19 protein-coding genes and 3 pseudogenes are annotated in these 21,484 nt (G+C 67.7%); 9 read left to right on the top strand and 13 right to left on the bottom strand.

Annotated elements, in window-relative coordinates; genetic code table 11:
- Window positions 1-173: 173 nt before the first annotated feature.
- The 3 genes from ABZO29_RS42580 to ABZO29_RS42590 are packed head-to-tail and all read right to left on the bottom strand — an operon-like array spanning window position 174 to window position 1,369.
- Window positions 174-494: a hypothetical protein gene (locus ABZO29_RS42580; RefSeq protein WP_367325558.1), complete on the bottom strand. Its 321-nt coding sequence runs from the start codon at window positions 492-494 to the stop codon at window positions 174-176.
- 4 nt (window positions 495-498) lie between these two features.
- Window positions 499-819 (bottom strand): hypothetical protein, encoded by a 321-nt coding sequence (locus ABZO29_RS42585; protein WP_367325559.1) that lies wholly within the window; start codon window positions 817-819, stop codon window positions 499-501.
- Window positions 809-1,369 carry a bifunctional DNA primase/polymerase gene (locus tag ABZO29_RS42590; protein ID WP_367325560.1) on the bottom strand — a complete coding sequence of 187 codons (561 nt, stop codon included), beginning with the start codon at window positions 1,367-1,369 and terminating at the stop codon, window positions 809-811. The genes ABZO29_RS42585 and ABZO29_RS42590 overlap by 11 nt, the downstream gene beginning before the upstream one ends.
- A 385-nt stretch (window positions 1,370-1,754) precedes the next feature.
- On the opposite strand from ABZO29_RS42590, the pseudogene ABZO29_RS42595 reads away from it, so the two are divergent.
- Window positions 1,755-2,656 (top strand): annotated as a pseudogene (locus tag ABZO29_RS42595) (hypothetical protein); the annotation flags it as partial.
- 162 nt (window positions 2,657-2,818) lie between these two features.
- Here ABZO29_RS42595 and ABZO29_RS42600 read toward each other — a convergent pair.
- Entirely contained in the window at window positions 2,819-4,003 is a 1,185-nt protein-coding gene (locus tag ABZO29_RS42600; protein ID WP_367318168.1) for an IS701 family transposase, read from the bottom strand.
- Window positions 4,004-4,057: 54 nt separating this feature from the next.
- Between ABZO29_RS42600 and ABZO29_RS42605 the strand changes: the two are divergent.
- Together ABZO29_RS42605 and ABZO29_RS42610 are read left to right on the top strand one after the other, a co-directional pair.
- A pseudogene (locus ABZO29_RS42605) lies at window positions 4,058-4,396 on the top strand (hypothetical protein); the annotation flags it as partial.
- A 91-nt stretch (window positions 4,397-4,487) separates the two neighbouring features.
- Complete coding sequence (locus tag ABZO29_RS42610; protein ID WP_367325561.1) at window positions 4,488-4,964, top strand: hypothetical protein; 477 nt, start codon at window positions 4,488-4,490, stop codon at window positions 4,962-4,964.
- Between the two features lie 41 nt (window positions 4,965-5,005).
- On the opposite strand, the gene ABZO29_RS42615 is transcribed toward ABZO29_RS42610, so the two are convergent.
- From ABZO29_RS42615 to ABZO29_RS42645, 7 genes are all read right to left on the bottom strand, one after another.
- Complete coding sequence (locus ABZO29_RS42615; RefSeq protein ID WP_367325562.1) at window positions 5,006-5,875, bottom strand: phosphotransferase family protein; 870 nt, start codon at window positions 5,873-5,875, stop codon at window positions 5,006-5,008.
- Between the two features lie 76 nt (window positions 5,876-5,951).
- Window positions 5,952-6,968 carry a LacI family DNA-binding transcriptional regulator gene (locus tag ABZO29_RS42620; protein ID WP_367325563.1) on the bottom strand — a complete coding sequence of 339 codons (1,017 nt, stop codon included), beginning with the start codon at window positions 6,966-6,968 and terminating at the stop codon, window positions 5,952-5,954.
- A gap of 211 nt (window positions 6,969-7,179) precedes the next feature.
- Window positions 7,180-7,824 (bottom strand): BlaI/MecI/CopY family transcriptional regulator, encoded by a 645-nt coding sequence (locus tag ABZO29_RS42625; RefSeq protein WP_367325564.1) that lies wholly within the window; start codon window positions 7,822-7,824, stop codon window positions 7,180-7,182.
- Between the two features lie 158 nt (window positions 7,825-7,982).
- Window positions 7,983-8,348: an ArsR/SmtB family transcription factor gene (locus ABZO29_RS42630; RefSeq protein ID WP_367325565.1), complete on the bottom strand. Its 366-nt coding sequence runs from the start codon at window positions 8,346-8,348 to the stop codon at window positions 7,983-7,985.
- A gap of 206 nt (window positions 8,349-8,554) precedes the next feature.
- Window positions 8,555-8,929: a hypothetical protein gene (locus tag ABZO29_RS42635; protein WP_367325566.1), complete on the bottom strand. Its 375-nt coding sequence runs from the start codon at window positions 8,927-8,929 to the stop codon at window positions 8,555-8,557.
- 218 nt (window positions 8,930-9,147) lie between these two features.
- Complete coding sequence (locus tag ABZO29_RS42640) at window positions 9,148-9,381, bottom strand: response regulator transcription factor (RefSeq protein WP_367325567.1); 234 nt, start codon at window positions 9,379-9,381, stop codon at window positions 9,148-9,150.
- Window positions 9,382-9,641: 260 nt separating this feature from the next.
- A complete protein-coding gene (locus ABZO29_RS42645) occupies window positions 9,642-10,352 on the bottom strand; it encodes a hypothetical protein (RefSeq protein ID WP_367325568.1) in 711 nt (236 codons plus the stop codon).
- Window positions 10,353-10,533: 181 nt separating this feature from the next.
- On the opposite strand from ABZO29_RS42645, the gene argG reads away from it, so the two are divergent.
- Window positions 10,534-11,988, top strand: coding sequence for an argininosuccinate synthase (gene argG, locus ABZO29_RS42650; RefSeq protein WP_367325569.1), 1,455 nt, complete (start codon window positions 10,534-10,536; stop codon window positions 11,986-11,988).
- Window positions 11,989-12,117: 129 nt separating this feature from the next.
- Here the strand turns inward: argG and ABZO29_RS42655 are convergent.
- Both ABZO29_RS42655 and ABZO29_RS42660 read right to left on the bottom strand, forming a co-directional pair.
- Window positions 12,118-12,327, bottom strand: a pseudogene (locus ABZO29_RS42655) (alpha/beta fold hydrolase); the annotation flags it as partial.
- Between the two features lie 81 nt (window positions 12,328-12,408).
- Window positions 12,409-15,105, bottom strand: a complete 2,697-nt coding sequence (locus ABZO29_RS42660) for a cellulosome protein (RefSeq protein ID WP_367325570.1) — start codon at window positions 15,103-15,105, stop codon at window positions 12,409-12,411.
- A gap of 308 nt (window positions 15,106-15,413) precedes the next feature.
- On the opposite strand from ABZO29_RS42660, the gene ABZO29_RS42665 reads away from it, so the two are divergent.
- The 5 genes from ABZO29_RS42665 (at window position 15,414) to ABZO29_RS42685 (ending at window position 21,482) form a co-directional block, all read left to right on the top strand.
- Entirely contained in the window at window positions 15,414-16,424 is a 1,011-nt protein-coding gene (locus ABZO29_RS42665) for a LacI family DNA-binding transcriptional regulator (RefSeq protein WP_367325571.1), read from the top strand.
- A gap of 168 nt (window positions 16,425-16,592) precedes the next feature.
- Entirely contained in the window at window positions 16,593-17,834 is a 1,242-nt protein-coding gene (locus tag ABZO29_RS42670) for an extracellular solute-binding protein (RefSeq protein ID WP_367325572.1), read from the top strand.
- Window positions 17,835-17,853: 19 nt separating this feature from the next.
- The gene (locus ABZO29_RS42675) at window positions 17,854-18,837 is read left to right on the top strand and encodes a carbohydrate ABC transporter permease (protein WP_367325573.1); all 984 of its coding nucleotides are present in this window, start codon (window positions 17,854-17,856) and stop codon (window positions 18,835-18,837) included.
- Entirely contained in the window at window positions 18,834-19,682 is an 849-nt protein-coding gene (locus ABZO29_RS42680; RefSeq protein ID WP_367325574.1) for a carbohydrate ABC transporter permease, read from the top strand. Before ABZO29_RS42675 ends, ABZO29_RS42680 begins: the two co-directional genes overlap by 4 nt.
- 60 nt (window positions 19,683-19,742) lie before the next feature.
- A complete protein-coding gene (locus tag ABZO29_RS42685; RefSeq protein WP_367325575.1) occupies window positions 19,743-21,482 on the top strand; it encodes an amylo-alpha-1,6-glucosidase in 1,740 nt (579 codons plus the stop codon).
- Window positions 21,483-21,484: the final 2 nt, after the last annotated feature.

The raw sequence follows: 21,484 nt of genomic DNA on the forward strand, positions 1-21,484 counted from the left end.
CTGCGGCGCTGGGGCGCCGGTCCCGGCCGAGCGGCAGGCCAGCTACGCATTACATGCGTCGAGACGGTGAAGAGCCCCGTACGACAGCGCCGGGAAACGATGTCGTACGGGGCCAGACCGACCGATCGCGGGAGCAGGCTCAGACCGCGGCCAAGCGGTCTCCGAGGAGCAGCTCAGGCCGCAGGTGCTTCCCGCCGAGGGGGCGGAGGCATGTCCGCCGTCATGCCACGCGACTCCGCTGCCAGCCCGGCCGTGATGAGCTTCGCCAGTAGTTCGGCCGCTTCAGGGCGAACGGTCCCGAGCTGCACCAAGCCGTCACCGAAGACGTTCACGTCTGCCACCAGACCGGGGAAGTCGGAGTCCAGCCCTAGCAACACGAGTTGATCGGCCAGGGTGCCAGCGCTTCGCCGTGCGCGGTTCCAGCCGCGTACGTAGGGCACCCCGGGCGACAGGTTCTCCGCTCGTTTGGCCACCACTCCTCGCCGGTCGGTCATGACGTCAGGCCCTTCCCTCGTGTTCCTCAACGATGGTCGGTGCGTGACCTTCGTCGTCACGGTCTCCGCCGACGCCGCTTGTCAGTGCCAGGCGCAGGAGCTTTGCGAGGCGCTCGGCCGTGTCGGGGGACACTCGTCCCAGCTCGACGAGGCCATGCCCGAAGGCGTTCAAGTCCGCGCGCAGGTACGGAAAGTCCTTCTCCAACCTTGCGCGCACGAGGACGTCCCGCAGTGCGCTGGTCGCGTTTCGGGCCGCGTACCAGCCGTCGCTGTCGAGAGGCGACCACGCGGCAGAGTCCCGCCCGTCAGCCGGCTCATCCGGCATCCGTGATCGTCTCCTCTGGGAGCGCAGCGACCGCCGCGTACGGAGTCGGATACTGCTCGTCGAAGCGGTCGATCCTTGCCAGGAGCTCCGCGGAGGCGACCAGCGCCGTCGCGAGGGCAACCGGACGCAGCGGGTTGGCCTCCGGCCGACGCGTCGGCGCGCGAAGCCACTGATAGCGGTCATCGGACAAAGGGATGGGGCCGGGTACGACGACCGCACAGTCTTGGCCGAGGTACCGGTACGGCGGCGGAGATGACGTTTCCTGTTCGAGGTAGTAGGTGAAGGTCTCGGGGCTCTGTGAGCCAAGGAAGAACCCGACTCGCTGTGTCTTGCGGTCGACGACCGACGGTCCGAACGGCATCCCACTTCGCTGGAGGCGGTCGAACATCTCCATCCCGAGGCGCTGTTCCACGCTCACCACGTCGAAGAACCGGCCGGTCGGCAGCAGGCAGGGCCTCCGTGGATCATCCGCCCAAACTTGCCGACACTCAGCCGCGTCGTCCGCCGCCGCAGACAGCCATTCCATGCCCCGCCTGGTCATCCTCTGCACGTCGTCTCACCCTCAGTCGGACTGCAATGCGGCCGATATCGCCGTAGGTCCAGGCTCACGGCCCACCACGTGGCCAGGGCAGATGACGAGAGGTGACGGGGGATGACGCGTCCACGCATGTCACGTCATCCCCCGTCACCCGTTCCCCGACGGACGATCTCCGATTACTGCCTGCAAGAAGCAATGACCAGCGCGTACATTCGGTCAGGAAACCCGAGTTGTCGCACCGGCGCATGCGCGAGTGAAGGGTCACGTCTTCATGAAGCCGACCAGTGCCCGCTTACGTGAGGCTCGCACGGGCCGGGGCTGGAGTCAGCCGCGGTTGGTGAGGGAGTTACGCCAGGCAGCCGCCCGGCGTGGGCATCAGCTCCCACCGGACGCCAGCGTGAAGCGCCGTCTTGCCAGTTGGGAGAACGGTCACAGCACGCCCGACGACTTCTACGTGCCGCTTCTGTGCGACGCCTTCGCGACGAGCGCAGCGGAACTCGGTCTGAACCACGCAGAGCCGAAGGACGCTCCAGTACTCGACGCCGCATACCCCGCCAGTCCCGATGACGCCATTCAGACGGTTGGCCAGTTGTGGCGTGCGGATCTCAACCACTACGACGCAGACTGCTCACGGCGGAGCCGTCCGAGCCAGCATGGAACGAGGCGTCCCTTCGGTGGTTGGTCGCGCCCGAGCCGAGCATTCCGCGACCGCGTTCCGAGGGAGTTCGGGTCGGTCTCGGCGACGTGGCATCCATCAAGACCACAGCGGACATGTTCGCCCAGCTTGACGACCAATTCGGTGGAGACCACGCGCGCCACTCGGTCATCCAGTACCTCAACAACGACGTGGCCCCGCTCCTGCGAGGCCACTACACCGAACAGGTTGGCCGGGCCCTCTTCTCCACCGTGGCGGAAGCGACGCTCCTTGCCGGTTGGATGTCCTACGACGCCTGCCACCACGGACTCGCCCAGAGGTATTTCCTCCAGGCCCTCCGCCTCGCCCAGGACGCCAACGACCGCCGGCTCGCGGGCAGCATCCTGTCAGCGATGAGTCATCAGGCGACCTTCTTGGGTCGGTACACCCAGGCCGCCACCCTCGCCCGCGCAGCGCTCATGGGTATTTCACCAGTGGCTACACCGACGTTGCGCGCTCAATTCCATGCGATGGAGGCCCGCGCCCTTGCTCGCACCGGAGACGTCGCCGCTTGCGAGGCAGCCCTGAGCGCGGCGACCAAAGCCCTCGAAAGTCGGAACAGCGACGACGAGCCTGAGTGGATCAGCTACTTCGACGAGGCCGAGTACTGCAACGGTGCTTGTGCTGATTGCTGAGCAGTTTTCAGGGGCTGTGTCCGCGTCGTTTGTAGTGGCTGATGCGGGCTTGGTGTTGGCGTCGTCGGCGCCATGTCGACCAGTGCAGGATGTGGTCGATGGGGGTGGGCCGACGGTCGGTGAGACGGGTGATCAGGCGTCGGATCTCGGCAAGGCTGAGGTGGATGAGCTGGGAGGATCCGTTTCTGCTTTGTCCGTGTCCAGCTGTCTCGCCCGCAGGACGGTGAGGCAGGCGTGGGCTGCCATGGCCAGGGTCATGTGGCGGTGCCAGCCGGGGTAGCGGCGGACCTGGTAGTCGTCCAGGCCGCATTCCTGCTTCGCGCTCTGGAAGCATTCCTCGACCGCCCACCGGCTTCCGGCGATCCGGATGAGCTCGTCGAGTGTGGTGTCGGCAGGACAGTAGGCGATGTAGTAGGAGATCTCCTCGGGCCTGCTCACACTGCGGCGGGCGATCACCCAGTGCCGGCGATCCTCGCGATGCCAGGGCCGCACCTCGACACGGGCCCAGTCATAGATCCGCCGGCCATGGGCACCCTCGCCGCAGGAACGGCGTTTCCACTTCTGCCGCGGCAGGCCGGGAAACAGGTCGTGGACAGGGTGATCGATGGACCAGCGGGTGACGACCGTGTCGTGCCTCGTTGTGGCCATGACGTGGAAGACATCGGCCTGCTCCAGCTCGAACCGCCAGCCCTTGCTGAAGCCGTAGGCGGCATCCGCGGTCACCCAGCCGAACGGAATCCGGTCGGCGATGGCCCGGCGGACCATCGCCTTGGCCATGGCCACCTTCGTCTCAAACGCGATCTCGTCGCCGATGCCCGCGCGGCGACAGCGTGCCCGGTCCTCCGTCCAGGACGTGGGCAGATACAAGCGGCGGTCGATCAGCGTGCGTCCGCGGCCGGTGGCGTAGGCAAGGAACACACCGATCTGGCAGTTCTCGGTGCGTCCGGCGGTGCCGGAGTACTGCCTCTGCACCCCGGCCGAGCGAATGCCCTTCTTCAGGAAGCCGGTGTCATCCACGATCAACACGGCATCCCGGTCTCCGAGATGTTCGACGACATAGGTGCGGACATCGTCCAGGACCTCGTCGGCGTCCCATTCGATCCGGTTCAGCATCCGCTGGATACGGTCAGGACTGTCATGACCGGCCTCTTCGGCCAGCGTCCAGCCGTTCTTGCGCTCGAGCGGAGCAAGCAGCCCCCGCATGTACGCAAGAGCCGAATCCCGCGGCTCCGACCTGTTGAATCGGTGCACGAACCGCTCGTGCAGAGCGGCCAGTTCACCCGCCCACAACCTGACATCAGCAAGGTCCCCACCCATAACCACACCAACGAACGAACTGGCCAGCAGTCACGGCAAGCACCGTTGCAGTACGAGCTTGCCGCCGAGGCCGCGCATTGCTTCCGGGATGTCAACAGCGCCCGTCAGGCGGTAGCGCACGCTGAGAACGCCATGAGCGGCAATCACGTGCGAAGCGACTTCTTCGCGACCATGGTCCTCGCTGATGCTCACTTGCGCGCAGGGGACACCGAGGAAGCATGCCGTGTGGCTCTCGATGCACTGGATCTCGGCGAACAGCTCAAGTCAGCTCGGTGCGTCAGCTATCTTGCCGAGTTTCGTCGAAAACTCGGTGCGACAGGCCACAGTGCCGCAGCGCGTGACCTTGCTGAAGAGGCGCGTGAGCACAGGCTGTGGATCGCTGCTGGGGCCTAGGTAGGACGCTGAGACTGCACCGCCGGGGCCGTGTCCGATGGGTAGTGGAATTGCGGCGGCCTCAACAAAGCGGTGCGGCGATGATGTGCTGGTGTTCTACGAAGATCTCAGCGAGTACGACTACCAGGACGAGGATGCGTTCACGGACAGGGAATCGGGCTTCTACGTGCTCTGGTACCGCCCTGCGTATACCCGCTTGAACATCGGGTGGCTGGAGGCCGGCAAACCGTACTCGACAGGAACGGTCCCCAGGGCGTTCGTGGAGAAGCTGAAGGCTGTTCAGAAGATCCAGTGGATGAACGTCTGCCTCGGCCTGCACGAGTGCGACCTGTGTCCCGAGGAAGCAGCCCCAGAGGGGAACGGCGAGGTTCGCATCCCGGGTGAGCCCGGCATCGCTTACGCCGCTCCGTTCCTAATCACGCACTACGTCACCGCCCACGGCTACGAACCGCCTCAAGTCTTCATCGATGCCGTTCTCGCCGTCGATCTCGACACATGGGCCGCTACACGGTGGCCCGACGTGCCCTTTCCCTGGGTCCCGGATGACGCAGAGCGCATGCTGGAGTAGGAGGGGGCGAACCACCCGCGGAGATCTCCATCGGACACGACCTAGAACGGACCCCAAGCGTCCCGTCCCTCGCCCGTTCGCAGAGACCGCATGCGTCGTGCGAACTCGCCGGCAGACCGCTCGCTCGTGCCCACCTGATGGCCGAGCCATGCCACCATCATCAGCTCCCGCAGATCGGCCAAGGTCTCGTATCCGGGCCAATTCATGAGGTCGAACCCGTAACGGTGGACGAATTCGGCGTACTCCGCCTTGGTGTGCCAGCGGTAGCGGTCGTAGAAGATCGCCGTTTGGATCAGATCCCACTCGCGCGGGGCAAGCGCGAAGCCGTCCAGGTCTATGAGCACCGCGTGCCCGTCCCGATGGCGGAGGATGTTCCCGATGCTGGCATCGCCGTGGATCATGCCGAAGGGAAGGACGAAGTCCAGCCGGTCGTAATCCTTCGCGAGCCTCATCGCCCGCTCCTCCAGGAACGTCCGGTCCTCCCCCGAGATGCCGTCCAGCCCATCGAGGGACGCGGCCAGCTTGGCCAGCGGGTCGAAGAACGGGAGGCCGAGGGATTCAGGTTCCTCGAACCAGTGCAAACGGCGTAGGAGGTCGGCCAGTTCGCCGACCGTTGCATACTCCTCGTACTCCTGAACGCTCTCCCAGAAGGTGACCACCAGGCCTCCGACAACGACCGGTTGCGCAACCGACGCCGGCACGCGCGTAGCCGGGAAGTCCTGTGTCTCAAGCCACCGGGCCACGCCCACGGCCCTGTTCATCTCCGCGAGAGCCGACGGATCCCGCGCGATGCGGACTATGACGGGTAACGAGGTCAGGCGGTACACCGCGTTGGAACCGAGACGCAGCAACTCGGCACCGCGAGAGCCGAGTCCAGCCGTAGCGCAGGCCTCTTGGAGTACAGGCCCCAAGCCCTCCGCCGTGAACTCGTAATAGGGGCGTAATGATCTTGCGAGACAGAGCCCTCACCATCCGCTCCGCTGCAGGTCAGAGCCACAATCGAGTCACGGTCTCACCTGGGAAGGGAGCCGTGTCCGGGTTTTCGATGGCGTGCACCAGGCGCTTGAGGCCCTCCTGTGCCACGGCGTCGAACGGCTGCCGCACCGTGGTGAGAGGAGGAGTCACGTAGGCGGCGACCGGAATGTCGTCGAATCCGACGACGCTGACGTCCTGCGGCACTCGCCGTCCGGCCTCCGTCAGCGCGCGGATCAGACCGATCGCCATGTCGTCGTTGGCGGCGAAGACCGCGGTGACGTCACCGTTCTCGGCCGGCTCGCGCCCCGCCCGGTAGCCGGACGCCGCCGACCAGTCGCCCTCGACGACCGGCGGTACTTCCCTGCCGTGCGCGGTCAGCGTCTCTCGCCATCCCTCCAGCCGGTCCCGGGCGGCGTACCACCGCTGTGGACCGGCGAGATGATGGACTGTCAGATTTCCCAGGCCCAGCAGATGACCGGTGGCCATGCCGGCCATCAGGTCGGCGCCGTTGCCCGCGATCAGCACAGTGGGTGCGGTGACCGGCGGTGGCGCACCGAGGACGAGGACCGGGACGTCGACGCGGAGGGAAGCGCCTTGCGTCTCGTCCGCCTCGTCAATCGGTTCGGATATGACGATGCCGTCCACGCCCTGGTCGAGGAGCGAGGTCACGGCACCGGCGACGCCCGCCGGGTCGCCTTCCATCGTGTTGACCACGCGGAGTGCGTAACCGGTGTCCCGGACTGCCCGCTCGACCCCCATGAGCAGGGAGGCGGGTCCGTACAGGGCGGTTCCCAGCGTGACCACGCCGATGGAGCGGGTCCGTCCGGAGGCCAGTGCCCGGGCGGCGTTGTTGCGCCGGTAGCCGAGTTGTTCGGCGGCGTCCAGCACACGTCGGCGCACGTCGGCGGAGACGTACGGCTCGTCGTTGAAGACCCTCGACACGGTCTTCTGGGAGACCCCGGCCAGCCGGGCGACGTCCACGCTGCGCGGCGCGGAGACGCTTCCGCCCCGGCCTGTCCCTCGCGTCATGGTGTCTCCCGGCAACCGATCGATCCAGACCGATGATGTCAGACGTCATGCGACTGACTGCGCAGTCATGTCTGCGTAGTCGTGTCGATGCGGACAGAGGGCGGCCGTCAAGAGGTCGGGGAATGTATCAAGCGAAGGTCATGACTGGAATCTCAGCCTGCTGGGCTTGGCCGGTGCCGACGGCGACATCCGGGCGAAGCCCAGAGCGGCATTACTCGGCCGAGTCGCCCTGCGCCTTGGCCTCGGTCGTCGCCTCGGGCGCGTCGGGGATGGTGTAGTACACGGAGCTGCCCTGCTTGGTGCGCTGGACCTTGCCCTTGGCGACAAGCGATTCGAGTGTGGTGCGCACGACGGTGGGCTTGGCGCCGCGCTCGGGGTGGGCCTGGTTGAGGGCGGCGGTGACCTCTGTGGTGGAGCGCGGTTCGTTCTGTTCGGCGAGGTGGTGGCGGATCAGTTCACCCAGGGTGGGCGAGGCCGACTTCGAGGCCGTGGCCGGCTCCGAGGCCTTCTCGGCGGCCGGCTTGCGGCCGGGTGTGCGGCTTCGGGTGGCCGGGGCCTTCTTGGCCCGCTTCTTGGTGCTCGTGCCGGTGGCGGCCTTCTTGCGGGGAGCGGGAACGGTGGTCTTCTCGGACTCCGGCGCGGCCGTGGGCTCGGCGGGGGCGGCGGGCACGCCGAGCGCCTGCTGCATGCTCACCAGCACGGTGTGGTCGTGCTGCAGGGTGGCCAACTGCTGCTGGAGGGCGGCGAGTTCGCCGCTGATGCGTTGCTGCTCCTTGAGGTTGCGTTCCAGGTCGCTGGTCACCTGGGCGGCGTACTGCGAGGTGAGTTCGGTGGGGCCGCTCGTGGTCTCGGACATGATGTTGACCTTTCCTTGAGTTCACGGCCCATGGGCAAAGCTGCAAAGGGCTTGGCTTACAGATAGTACGGGCAGGTCGAGCCAATTGTTCGGCAAGGACCTTTGCTCTCCTCCAATCTGACGTGGGTCAACCCGCCGCCTGTCGTGTGCAAGGGCTTTCAGTGGCGACCGCTGGTGGGTAGCGGTGGGGGAGCGGCGTCCGCCTGCTGCAGCTCCGCGAGGAGTTGGTTCTGCCCGGCGAGCAACTCGGTGAGGATGCGGCGGGCGGCGCGCAGGAGTTCGGCGACGTCGCCTCCGGCCAGCGCGTAGCGGACGGTGGAACCCTCCCGGATGGACACGACTATGCCGGATCGCCGGAGGACGGCCAACTGCTGCGACAGGCTGGACGGTTCGATCTCGATGTCGGCGAGCAGGTCCCGCACGGGAACCGGCCCGTGCTGGAGCAGTTCCAGCACGCGGATGCGCACGGGGTGCCCGAGCATGCGGAAGAAGTCTGCCTTCGCCTGATAGAGGGGGACCTGCACTGGATGCTCGCTCCCTGCCGGATGGGGTGGGTGTGGTTGCCGTGGTGCGGCGGCACCGGGGATCGGTACCGCCGCAGGATGGACCCTTCAAGCCGATCCTTGTCGCCCAAGGCCGTGTACAACCACGGATTGGGATCTTGCTGATGTGGTGACTTGAAGAAGTCTTCACATCAAGGGCGCACCACACCCAGGACTGCCGGCCGAACCTAGATCTCGAGCTGCTCCTCCACACGCTTGAGCTGGTGGCGGGCCATCGCCAGATTCGAGCGGGACTTGTCGAGGACGAGGTAGAGGAACAAGCCGTTGCCGTTTCGGCCGGCGACCAGGCGGATGAGGTGGTACTGGCTTTCGAGTGTGATCAGAATGTCCTCGATCCGGCTCGTGAGACCCAACTGCTCCATGGTGCGCACCTTGGCCCGGATGACATCCGTGTTCCCGGCGGCTGCGATGGTCAGATCCAGATCCTTGCCCCCGCCCAGTGTGCCCAGCGCCATACCGCTGGTGTAGTCGACGACCGCAGCGCCCAGCGCCCCCTCGGCCCCCGTCATGATCTCCTTCAGCGACACTTCCACACTCGCCACAATGCCTCCCGATGCGATTCCGTCGGTTGCGGCGGGCCGGTACCGTTCCGTCCCGCCTCGGTGACCGGACCGTACGCACGCCACTCCCGCACCAGGAGCGGGTCTCTGGGACTGACCCATGATGACTGAACAGCGACCTGACCAGACCGCCTTCCGGACAGTAACTGCCATGGAAGGGGAGGAAGTTGACACAGCTGGAAAGGGTCCGCTGCCTGGTGTCAGAGTCCGAGGGCGATGGCGACTCGGGTGAGTTCGGCTGTGGTGTTGATGTTGAGTTTGGTGCGGATGCGGCGGAGGTAGGTGTCGACGGTGTGCTGGGAGAGTCCCATCTGGCGGGCCGCCTGGAGGTAGGTGCGTCCGGAGGCGATGTGGCGCAGGGTTTCCAGCTCGCGAGGGGCGAGTGCGGGTGCGGGGGGTTCCTGGGTCGACACGATGGGTGTGACGTGGCGCATGGGATGTTCTCCGGCGGGTCGGCTCGGTCGCCCCTGCTCACACCCTCGGAAGCAGAGAACAAAATGCCCGAATGCTTCGGTTTGTCCGCTTTCGAAAAAGGCTGCCTGGGTGACGTCATGACCGTGTCCGTCGACTGTCACAGGCGTGTCACAGGAAACCTCCGCAGGTTTGCTGCACAGGAAGGCGACGGGGTGAAGGCCCGGGTGGGCCTTCACCCCGTCGCGAGAGGGGCGTCGTGGGCGGTCTCGCCGCCGGCGGCCTACGCGGCTGGGGCGGGGTCGGCGGGAGCCGGCTCGGCCGGGGCCGGAGCCGGTTCGGCGGGGGCGGGGTCGGCCGGGGCCGGGTCGGCGGGAGCCGGGTCTGCCGGAGCGGGCTCGGCGGGTGCCGGGGCCGGGTCAGCGGGTGCCGGGTCGGCAGGGGCGGGGTCGGCCGGAGCCGGCTTCTCCTCCGGCTTCTTGTCGTCCGGCTTCTCCTTCGGCTTCTGGTCCTCGGGCTTCTTCTCGTCCTGCTTCTTGTCTTCCTCCTTCTTCTCCTTCTTGGCTTCGTGCTCGTTCTTCCAGTGGTCCTTGTCCTTGTGGTCCCAGGGCTTGTCGTGGTGGTTCTCCCAGTAGTGGTAGTCGTTGTAGCTGTCCCAGAAGTACCACTTGTGGTGGTGCTTCACGATGTAGTAGCAGTCGTAGTGGTCGTCCCAATACCACTTGTAGTGCTTGCCCCAGCAGTAGTACTTCTTGTGCTTCTTGTTCTTCTTGTGCTTGTTGTGGTGTTTGCTCCAGCAGTAGTTCTTGGTCTTCTTCTGCTGATGCTGCGGGGTCGTGGTCGCCGCGGACTGCCCGGGCATCGGGGCGGCGGTGGCGGCGGTGGCCGGCAGGATGACGCCGCCGGCGACCACCACGGCCGAGGCCGCCGCGGTTGCCAGGCTCAGTCGGCGCTTGGGGCGGGCGTCCTCGGACTTTCGGCTGATGCGGTTCACGTTTCCTCCTGAAGTGAAAGGCACTCTTTGTGTGCCGCACTTCAAGTAGGCCCGGATCGCCTGGTCGGGTCATGTTCCGAGGGCTCGGGACTTGACGGATGCGAAGGCGCCGGCGTAGGGCCGCCGAGGGTATTGCCGGCGAGGTTTTGCATGACCATGCGCGTTAGTGCATACTCTTCCTATGTCTAAGGTCCTCACCTCCCTTCCCGTCGGCGAGCGCGTCGGCATCGCCTTCTCGGGCGGCCTCGACACCTCGGTCGCGGTCGCGTGGATGCGCGACAAGGGCGCCGTCCCGTGCACCTACACCGCCGACATCGGCCAGTACGACGAGCCCGACATCGCCTCGGTGCCCGGCCGCGCAAAGAACTACGGTGCCGAGATCGCGCGCCTGGTCGACTGCCGCGCGGCGCTGGTCGAGGAGGGCCTGGCGGCGCTCACCTGCGGGGCGTTCCACATCCGCTCGGGCGGGCGTGCCTACTTCAACACCACGCCACTCGGCCGCGCCGTCACGGGCACTCTCCTGGTCCGGGCGATGCTCGAGGACGACGTCCAGATCTGGGGCGACGGCTCGACCTTCAAGGGCAACGACATCGAGCGGTTCTACCGCTACGGCCTGCTCGCCAACCCGCACCTGCGGATCTACAAGCCCTGGCTGGACGCGCACTTCGTGACGGAGCTCGGCGGCCGCAAGGAAATGTCGGAGTGGCTGCTCGCCCACGGCCTGCCCTACCGCGACAGCACGGAGAAGGCGTACTCCACCGACGCCAACATCTGGGGCGCCACCCACGAGGCCAAGACCCTGGAGCACCTGGACACGGGCCTGGAGACGGTCGAGCCGATCATGGGCGTGCGGTTCTGGGACCCCGAGGTCGAGATCGCCACCGAGGACGTGACGATCGGCTTCGACCAGGGTCGCCCGGTCACGATCAACGGCAAGGAGTTCGCCTCCGCCGTCGACCTGGTCATGGAGGCGAACGCCATCGGCGGCCGCCACGGCCTGGGCATGTCCGACCAGATCGAGAACCGGATCATCGAGGCCAAGAGCCGCGGCATCTACGAGGCGCCCGGCATGGCCCTGCTGCACGTGGCGTACGAGCGCCTGGTCAACGCGATCCACAACGAGGACACCCTCGCCCAGTACCACAACGAGGGACGGCGCCTGGGCCGGCTGATGTACGAGGGCCGCTGGCTGGACCCGCAGTCGCTGATGATCCGGGAGTCGCTGCAGCGCTGGGTCGGCTCGGCGGTCACCGGTGAGGTCACCCTGCGGCTGCGGCGCGGTGAGGACTACTCGATCCTCGACACGACGGGCCCGGCGTTCAGCTACCACCCGGACAAGCTGTCCATGGAGCGCACCGAGGACTCCGCGTTCGGCCCGGTGGACCGAATCGGCCAGCTCACCATGCGCAACCTCGACATCGCCGACTCCCGCGCCAAGCTGGAGCAGTACGTCGGCCTCGGTCTGATCGGCACCGGCAGCCCCACCATCGGCGCCTCCCAGGCGGCCGCGACCGGCCTGATCGGCACCATGCCGGAGCTGCCGGAGGGCGGCGCCGAGGCCATCGCCTCCCGCGGCGGGGTCTCGGAGGACGAGGAGCTGCTGGACCGCGCCGCGATGGAGTTCGGCACGGACTGACCAGCTCCCCAAGCGGTAGCAACAGCCGGAGAAGGCCGGCTCGGCGCCAACGGCGCGGAGCCGGCCGTTTCCGACGCCCCGGCCCCGCGACCGCGGCAGCGACGAGGGCCGTCGTGCCCCTTTACTTCCCAGGAACGCCAGGAGTGCGGTGTTGACCTCCTCCAAGTGCGTCCACAGCAGGCCGTGCGGAGCGCCCTCGATCTCCACGTACTCGGCGGACGGGAGGGCATTGTGGAACGGCCGCGCGGTTCCCTCGACGGGCAGGATCCGGTCGCCCGTGCCGTCCAGGATCAGGGCCGGTACGTCGATGGCCGGGATGTCGGCACGGAAGTCGGTGTACCGGCCCTGATCCTGGACAGCAGACGCGGTGAACGGGGGTGCATGTGCGGCTCCCCGGGGTTTGTGAGGGGGTTGGGGGTTTCAGGGCTGCTTCACCGCGAGGGGGGTGACGGCGATGCGGTCGATGACCGGTGCGTACGGGGACCGCTGGTCGTACTGGTTGTAGGTGTCGCCGTTGAAGTCGGGCAGCTCCTCCGCCGTGAAGGTGAGCCGGTTCGTGCCCTTCTTCAGCGTCACGGGGACGGTCAGCTCCCAGAAGTTGTTGAAGTGGAAGGTGGTCGGGAAGAGCACACGCTGGGCCGGTCCGCCGTTGACCGAGAGGTCGGCGTGCCGGGCGATCGGGTCGGGGTTGTAGTGAGTGGCCGGCGCCTGCTCCGCGTTGGAATAGCGGATGGTCACGGCGTGCCGCCCGGAGCGCTCGGCGACGACATCGAAGGTCAGCGCGTTTGCCTTGCCGGCGCCGATGTCGGTGACCGCCTTGCCGCCGGAGGCGAACGTGTAGGCGTCGGTCACCTTGGCGGCGCCCGTCACCGCGCCGTCCTCCGCCTGGTACACCTTCGTCGCCAGGGAGCCGCCGGCCGGGGTGACCCGCAGCCGGTCCAGGACCAGTTCGCGTGAGGCACCGGTGACGGTGATCTTGTTGATGCCGCCGGAGAGGAACACCCGGACCTGGTCGGTGCCCTTCTTCGCCCCGCCGACCCTGGGCACGTCGAGCTTCTCGCCGTTGAGGGAGAGTGTCGCCCGGCCACCGCCCAAGTGGTCGACGTACACGGCCGATTCACCGTCCGTGGGGGAGTGGACCCAGAAGGTCGCGGAGTCACCCTTGCTCAGCGGTACCACGCCGGGGCCCGAGGCCCCGGGGTGGGCGTAGCTGGGCTGCGCCTCGGAGAGCGTCGCGTACTCGGCTTCGTAGACCGCCGGCGCAGTCACGCGCTCGTCGCGCAGCGACAGGTCGATCTTGTCGATGATGGCGTCGCCCTGGGTGACGCCCAGGTCGGCGTCCTTCGCCGCGAGCGTGAGCCGGTGCTTGCCCGCTGTCAGCTTCACCGTGGTGTCGGTGTGGCCCCAGACCACCCACTTGTAACCGAGCGGCAGCCGCAGCTCCTGCGGATCCGCGCCGTCCACGCGCAGGAAGACGTTGGTGGGGCCCTGTTCCTTCACCAGGCCGTACAGGTTGTAGGAGTTGGCGAACACGCTCAGGTCGTACACACCGTCCTGCGGGACCTCCACGTCGAAGGCGAGGACGCCGTCGGATCCGGTGCGCAGGCCGCCGACGTTGTAGGCGCCCGATGTCGCGAACTTCCCGACCTGGGAGGGCGATCCCTCGGGGCCGTTCTTGGAGTAGCCGCTGCCGGTGTAGGTGGCGTTCTCCGCCTCGTACGTCTTGCGCCAGCTCACCGAGGGTTCGGCCGGTACACCGCCGTTCCCGCCGGGGGAGAGGATGACCTGGTACGCCGACATCTCGTTCATGCCCGTCATGGGAAGGGTGACGGTGCCGTCCTCGCCGACCGCGAGCTCCTGGTCCGCGAGGTGCAGGGGCTGGGCCGAGTCGCCGACCTGCCCGGTCCACGGGATCTCCTGCACGGTGGCGTGCACGGTGGATCCGAACAGCTCGGGGTCGATGTTCTTGAAGACGACGTCAGCGTCGCCGCTCTTGCCGCCGAAGAGCGCCTTGGACTGCCTCTTGCCCTCGTCGAGGGTGGCGACGCCCTGGAGGGTGTACTGCTGGTTGGGATGCGGGGCGGTCACCTGGACGGTGTGGCCGGACATCTGGCCGTAGGCGTTGAACAGCCACCACTGGCCGTTGCCCTTGTTGGCCTCGACGGCCGAGTCGTTGAGGTTGCCGTCGATGTTCCAGTACGCCAGGTCGGCGTCGATCTTGGACTCCTCGATGGCGGAGACCCACTGGACGACCTGGCCGGGGACGGAGAGGTGGTAGTTGTGGCCGTACTCGTTGACGTTGATGGGCAGCGGGCCGACCCCGACGTCCTTTTCCATCTGCCGGTACTTCGCCACGTTCGTGCGGACCGCGGCGGGGCTGGACAACTCGTGCCAGGTCATCACGTCAGGGACCACGTCGTTGGCCTTGGCATACTGCAGGAAGCCCTTGACCTGGTTGAACAGGACGCTGGTGTTGGGGCCGGCGATGCGCGCGTCCGGGTCCAGGCCCTTGATGAGGTGGTAGACCTCCTTCCAGGCCGCGAAGAAGTACTGGGGGTCGTTCAGCCAGGAGACCTTGTTGTAACTCCACTCGCCGGTGCCGAACATGTTCCCTTCGGGTTCGTTGAAGGGGACGTAGACGACGTGGTTCTTGTAGTCGCCCGTGGCCAGGACCTGCTGGACCTGCTTCTTGATCTTCGCCTTGAAGTCGGCGAGGCGCGTGGGACCGTCGGCGCCCGGCCACTGGTAGGGGAAGCCGCGGTAGATGTCGGTCATGTAGATGTAGACGTCCTTGCCGCCGGAGTCCACGAACGGCGGCAGCATCTCCAGGGCGTCCGCGCCCGGGTGCTGCGGCCCGTCCTGCGCCTTCGTCGACACGGTGCGGAGGTGCATGCCTTCGAGGACGTTGCGGCTGGGCACGCCGTCGCCGTAGACCCCGTACAGGGAGCCGGAGGCGCCGCCGTGGAAGGTGCCCGTGTTGGTGGCGAGGTCGATGGTGAGCTGCTCCGGTGCAGCCGCGCGGGCCGTGCCGGCGGCCGGCACGGCGAGCAGGGCGGCGAGGGCGGTTGCGGCGGTGGCACTGGCGCCGGCTCTTGTTCTGCTGCGATTGCGTCGCACTGAGGTCTCCGTGGGGTGATCCGTCCCGTGATTCGAACCGATTCGACAGGTGTGGAGCTGGGCAGGCCTTGCATGCCGCGGCGCGTTGTCGGGGCCTTCGAGGTCCTGTGCGGCTGTGTCGAACCGGTTCGCCGGAAGCTAGCACCGCCGGAAAAGGGTCAGCAAGACCTACGGGGCGGATAGAACCGCGGTTTGCCGGAAGTGTGCGCGAGGCATTGACAGGGCCTCCGGCGCGCTCCTAACTTCACTTCACGCGAACCGGTTCGACAGGTCGGCTCGCTTTCGAACCGGTTCGACGAAGGAGTGCCGTGAACATCGGTGAGATCGCCAAGCGGGCCGGTGTCTCGCGGAGCACCGTCTCGTACGCACTGAGCGGCAAGCGCTCGGTGTCGGAGGAGACCCGCCGCAAGATCCAGCGGGTGATCGACGAACTGGGCTACCGGCCCAACGCCAGCGCGCGTGCCCTGGCCAACGGCCGGACCAGCACCATCGGACTGGTCTTCCCGCCGGCCGGCACCCACTACACCGGCATGCAGCTCGACTTCATCGGCAGCGTGGTGGAAGCCGCGGCGACCTACGACTACGACGTGCTGCTCTCCCCGAGCGGCGTGGACAGCGACCGCTCGTTCCAGCGGCTGCTGGCCGAGCGGCGGGTCGACGGCGCGATCCTGATGGAGATCAGGCTTCAGGACGACCGGGTCGACCACCTCGTCGCGGAGAATTTCCCCGCCGTGTGCATCGGTCGCACCGCACATCCCGAGGGCGACTGGTGGATCGGACTGGATCACACCGCCCTGGTGGAGGCATGTGTGCACCACCTCGCCGACCTGGGGCATCGCAGGATCGCCTTCGTCAACCGGCCCGAGCACCTGCTGCGGGCGGGCTACGAGTCGGCGCACCGAGGTCTCGACGGCTTCACCAAGGCCGCGGCGGAACGTGGGCTCACCGTACGCACGTATTCCTGCGGTGACGACGCTCCCGCCGGACAGGCCTGCCTGGAGCGGATCCTGCACGACGACCCGGCCACCACGGCCCTGGTCACCCTGAACGAGGCCGCGCTCGGCGGTCTCTACCGGGGCCTGGCTGTGGCGGGCCGCCATGTACCACGCGACTTCTCCATCACCGGAGTCGTGGCCGGCCGCTGGGCGGAGACGGTGACCCCGCAGCTCACCGCGGCGGACGTGCCGGCAGAGCAGATGGGACGACTCGCCGTCGAACTGCTCGTGGAGCGGCTCGACCACCCCGAGGCCTCGCCTCGCCACCACCTCCTGGCGCCGCCCATCTCCTTGCGCGCCAGCACCGGGCCCGCCCACACGTGATGACGGCCCCCGGTTCCGGCTCCACCGACTGATACCTCAACTCCCTTCATTTACACGGCCCTTGCAGGTGTTGGCCGCGCTTCACAGGCCCTGCCCGGCCGGACCCTTGCCGACCGCTTCTTCGGCATGCCCTTGCCGAAGACGTGCCGAAACGCAAAGGAACGCCCTATGAACAGAACCACCGGACGACGCCTCACCGCCGCGGCCCTGACCGTCGCCGCCCTCGCCACCGGCACCACCGCATGCTCGTCCGGCGACAACTCGTCCGCCAAGAGCGGCGACAGCGGCACCTTCACCATCTGGGACCCGTACCCGCAGTTCGCCGAGGACTCCGCCTGGGCGAAGCTGCTCGACGGCTGCGGCACCAAGGCGGGCGTGAAGATCAAGCGGACCGCCTTCGACACCAGCGATCTGACGAACAAGGCACTCCTCGCGGCCCAGCAGGACAACTCGGCCGACGTGCTCATCGTCGACAACCCGGTGGTGTCGACCCTGGCGGAGGCCGGCATCCTCACGACCAGCGACGACAACAAGCTGGACACCTCGAAGGTCGACCCCAACCTGCTCGCGGCCGGCCAGTCCGGCGGGAAGACCTACGGCACCCCGATCGGGGCCAACACCCTCGCCCTGTACTACAACAAGGAGGTCCTCAAGGCCGCCGGTGTTGATGTCGCCTCGGTCAAGGACTGGCCGTCGCTGACGGCTGCGCTGGAGAAGGTGAAGAAGGCCGGCAAGAAGGGCATCACGTTCTCCGCGATCGGCACCGAGGAGGGCAGCTTCCAGTTCCTGCCCTGGTTGTGGGGCTCGGGCGCGAAGCTCACCGAACTCGACACCACGCAGGGCGTGTCGGCGCTGTCCCTGTGGACCGACTGGCTGAAGAAGGGCTACGCCCCCAACTCGGTCATCAACAACACCCAGACCACCAGCTGGCAGGAGTTCGCGAGCGGTGACTACGCCTTCGCCGAGAACGGCACCTGGCAGCTCGCAGGCGCCGAGAAGGCAGGCTTCGACTACGGTGTCCTGCCCATCCCCGCCTCGAGCGGAGGCAACGCCGCGGCCCCCACCGGCGGCGAGTTCGTCACCGTCCCCATCCAGGGCGACACCGGCCGCTACGCCACCGCACAGAAGCTGGTGACCTGTCTGACCAGCACCGAGAACCTCTACGCCACCGACACCACCCTGTCCTACGTGGCCCCCACCGCCGAGGTCCAGGACAAGCAGGTGGCGGCCGACGCCAAGCTCAAGCCGTGGGTCGAGGCGGTCAGGGCGGCCAAGGGCCGCACCAGCGACGACCTCGGCACCAAGTACCCCAAGATCTCCGAGCAGATGTGGAAGGCGGTCCAGTCCGCCCTCAGCGGAGCCAAGTCCCCCAAGGACGCGCTCACCGAGGCCCAGGACGCCGTCAAGTAGCCGAAGCCAGGGGCTGTTGATGAACCGCACGACACATCCGCCGGACCGGCGGCCCGCGCTCGACCGGAAAGGGGCGGCCACCGCCGCCCCACCCCCGGCCCGCACCGCGACACGCCGCCGCCCGGCCTCTCCGCAGTGGGCCGCCTGGGCCTTCCTCGCCCCGGTCACCCTCTACCTCGTCCTCTTCTACGCCTATCCCCTCTACCGCAACCTCGACCTGAGCCTGCGCAACTACACCGTCCGCTCCTTCGTACGGGGCGACGCACCGTTCACCGGCCTGAAGAACTACGAAACCGTCTTCACGGACCCGACCTTCGGCCCGGCACTGGTGCACACCGTGGTGTTCACCGCCGTCTGCCTGGTCTTCCAATACGCCATCGGCCTGGCCCTCGCGGTCTTCTTCAACCAGCACTTCCGGCTCTCCGCGACCCTGCGCGCCCTGTTCCTGGTGCCCTGGCTGCTGCCGCTGATCGTGTCGGCCTCCACCTGGTCGTGGATGCTGAACAGCGACTCGGGCATCGTCAACGCCCTCTTGAGCACCGTCGGCATCGGCTCGGTCAACTGGCTGACCTCGCCATCGTGGTCGCTGACCTCGGTGATCATCGCCAACATCTGGATCGGCGTCCCGTTCAACCTCGTCGTGCTCTACAGCGGTCTGCAGTCGATCCCCGGCAGCCTGTACGAAGCGGCCGCCCTCGACGGGGCGGGAGCCTGGCGGCGCTTTTGGAGCATCACCTTCCCGCTGCTGCGACCGGTGTCCGCCATCACCCTGCTGCTGGGCCTCGTCTACACGCTCAAGGTCTTCGACATCATCTGGATCATGACCAAGGGCGGCCCGGCGGACTCGTCCACCACCTTCGCCACCTGGTCCTACCGGCTCGGTTTCGGCAGCCTGTTGCCCTCCTTCGGCCCCGGCGCGGCCGTCGGGAACCTGCTCGTCGCCGCCGCCCTGGTCTTCGGCCTGGTGTACCTGAGGGTCCAGCGAAAGCAGTACGCCTCATGACCACCGCGATCACATCCCGCCGCGCACACCGGGCACGCAACACCTGGTGGAAGACGGCCACGGGCCTCGCGCTCACCGCCGTCATGCTCTTCCCGGTGTACTGGATGCTCAACGTGTCCTTCACCCGCGACCAGGACATGCGCAAGAGCCCCCCCGACCTGCTGCCGCTCCACGGCACCCTGGAGGGCTACCGCGCCGTCCTCGACCAGCAGCTGCCCTATCTCGGCACCAGCCTGGTCATAGGCCTGGGCACGGTTGTCCTGACCGTGGCGCTGGCTGCACCCGCCGGCTACGCACTGGCCAAACTCCGCCCGCGCGGCGGCGGGGTGGTCAGCTTCCTCTTCCTGGTCGCCCAGATGATCCCCGGCATCATCATGGCGATGGGCTTCTACGCCATCTACCTCAGCCTCGGACTGCTCCAGTCGGTGCCCGGCCTGATCGTCGCCGACTCCACACTGGCCGTCCCGTTCGCGGTGCTCATCTTCACCGCGTTCATGTCCGGGATACCGGGCGAACTGCTCCAGGCCGCGCAGGTGGACGGAGCCGGGCCCCTGCGCACGTTCCGGTCGATCGTGCTGCCCATGAGCCGCAACGCCGTCGTCACCGTCTCCCTGTTCGCGTTCCTGTGGTCCTGGTCCGACTTCGTCTTCGCCAGCACCCTCGCGAACGGTGGCGCACACGAGCCGATCACCCTCGGCATCTACCACTACATCGGCAACAACAACCAGGAGTGGAACGCCATCATGGCCACCGCCGTCGTGGCCTCGCTACCCGCCGCGGTGATCCTCGTCCTCGCCCAGCGCTACGTCGCCGCCGGCGTGACGGCCGGAGCCGTCAAGGACTGAGCAGCCCCACCGATCGCCCCCGCCGCCGCAGACCACTGCCGAAGAATCGAGTAATCCTCCATGACCGCCGCCCCGCCCGGCCCGGCCTTCTCCCTCCACGACATCCCGTTCAGCATGCACGGATCCTGGTTCGACATATCACCGGTGCTGGCGGAGAACACGTACGCCGACGACCTCCACCTGGTCTCCCACCAGAACGGCATGCACGCCGTCCTGCGCCTGGTCCCCCTCGACCCCACCACCGGCGAGCGGGCCGAGACCCGCATCACCGCCGTACCGAGCCTCCTCACCTGGAACCACGACACCGGCCGCACCGACCTCGCCTACGAGGCACCGGACACCGTACGCCTGCGCGGCCAGGGATCCGCCCTGCGCGTGACCGCGGCGGCACAGACCCTGACGCCCTTCACCGGGACATACCTCTTCCGCGACCCGGCGGACGGCGCCTACGTGTTCACCTCGTACGAGACCGGGCGCCGCTACCGGTTCACCGTCCTGTCCGGCGTCATACGCGACGCCTCCGGCAGCCAGGCCCTGGGCAGCGCGGACAGGGGTCTCACGATCACCGCGGACAACGGCGGAACCTGGGAGGCCGCCATCGAGGAACTCGACAGCGCACGCCGTCCCCACCGCGCCCGGATGACGTTCGACGAGGTCGTCACCGCGGCGGATCGCGCCTTCGCCGACTTCACCGACACGGTGGCGCCCTGGCGGTCCTCCCGTACCCCGGCCGCCGAACTCGCCGCATACGTCCTGTGGTCGGCGACCGTCGACCCGGCCGGCCTCGTCACCCGGCCCGCGGTGCTGATGTCCAAGCACTGGATGGACAAGGTCTGGAGCTGGGACCACTGCTTCAACGCCCTCGCCCTGGCGCCGGGAGCGCCCGCGCTGGCATGGGACCAGTTCTCCCTGCCCTTCGACCACCAGGACGAAAGCGGGGCGCTGCCCGACTCGCTCACCCACTCGGAGGTCCTGCACAACTTCGTCAAACCCCCCATCCACGGCTGGACCCTCTCCCACCTGCGCAGACGCCTGCCCGACCCCCCCGACCGCAGCGAACTCATCGAAACCTACGACCGGTTGAGACGCTGGACGGACTTCTGGCTCACCGCCCGCCGCGCACCGGACGCCCTCCTGCCCCACTACCAGCACGGCAACGACAGCGGCTGGGACAACGCCACCACCTTCGACCCCGAACGCGTGGTCGTCACCGCCGACCTGGCCGCGTTCCTCGTCCTCCAACTGCACGAACTGGCCGCCCTCGCAACGGAACTCGGTCATCACGACGACGCCCGCAGTTGGACGAGCACCGCGGAGACGACACGGACCGCCATGCTCGAAGAGCTGTGGACGGGGGAGCGGTTCGTGGCGCGGGGCGCCGACAGCGGCGACACCTGGGGCAGTTCCAGCCTGCTCGACCTGATGCCCATCGCGCTGGGCGAGCACCTGCCCGAGCACGTGGCAAAGACCCTGGCCGACCGGATCGAGGCACACCTCACCCCGTACGGCCTGGCCACCGAACTGCCCACCTCACCGCACTACCGCCCCGACGGCTACTGGCGCGGCCCGATCTGGGCGCCCGCCACCGTCCTCGTCGAGGACGGCCTGCGCCGCAGCGGCCACCACCGCCTCGCCGACGAGATCAGCGCGCGCTTCCGGCTCCTGTGCGAAACCCACGGCTTCGCCGAGAACTTCGACGCCCTCACCGGCACGGGCCTGCGTGACCGCGCCTACACCTGGACGGCCGCCGCCTACCTCCTGCTCGCCGAAGACCACGCACTCCGCGACGCTGAGCGTTGAAC

It is taken from the genome of Streptomyces sp. HUAS ZL42 (assembly GCF_040782645.1).
Taxonomy (GTDB): Bacteria; Actinomycetota; Actinomycetes; order Streptomycetales; family Streptomycetaceae; genus Streptomyces.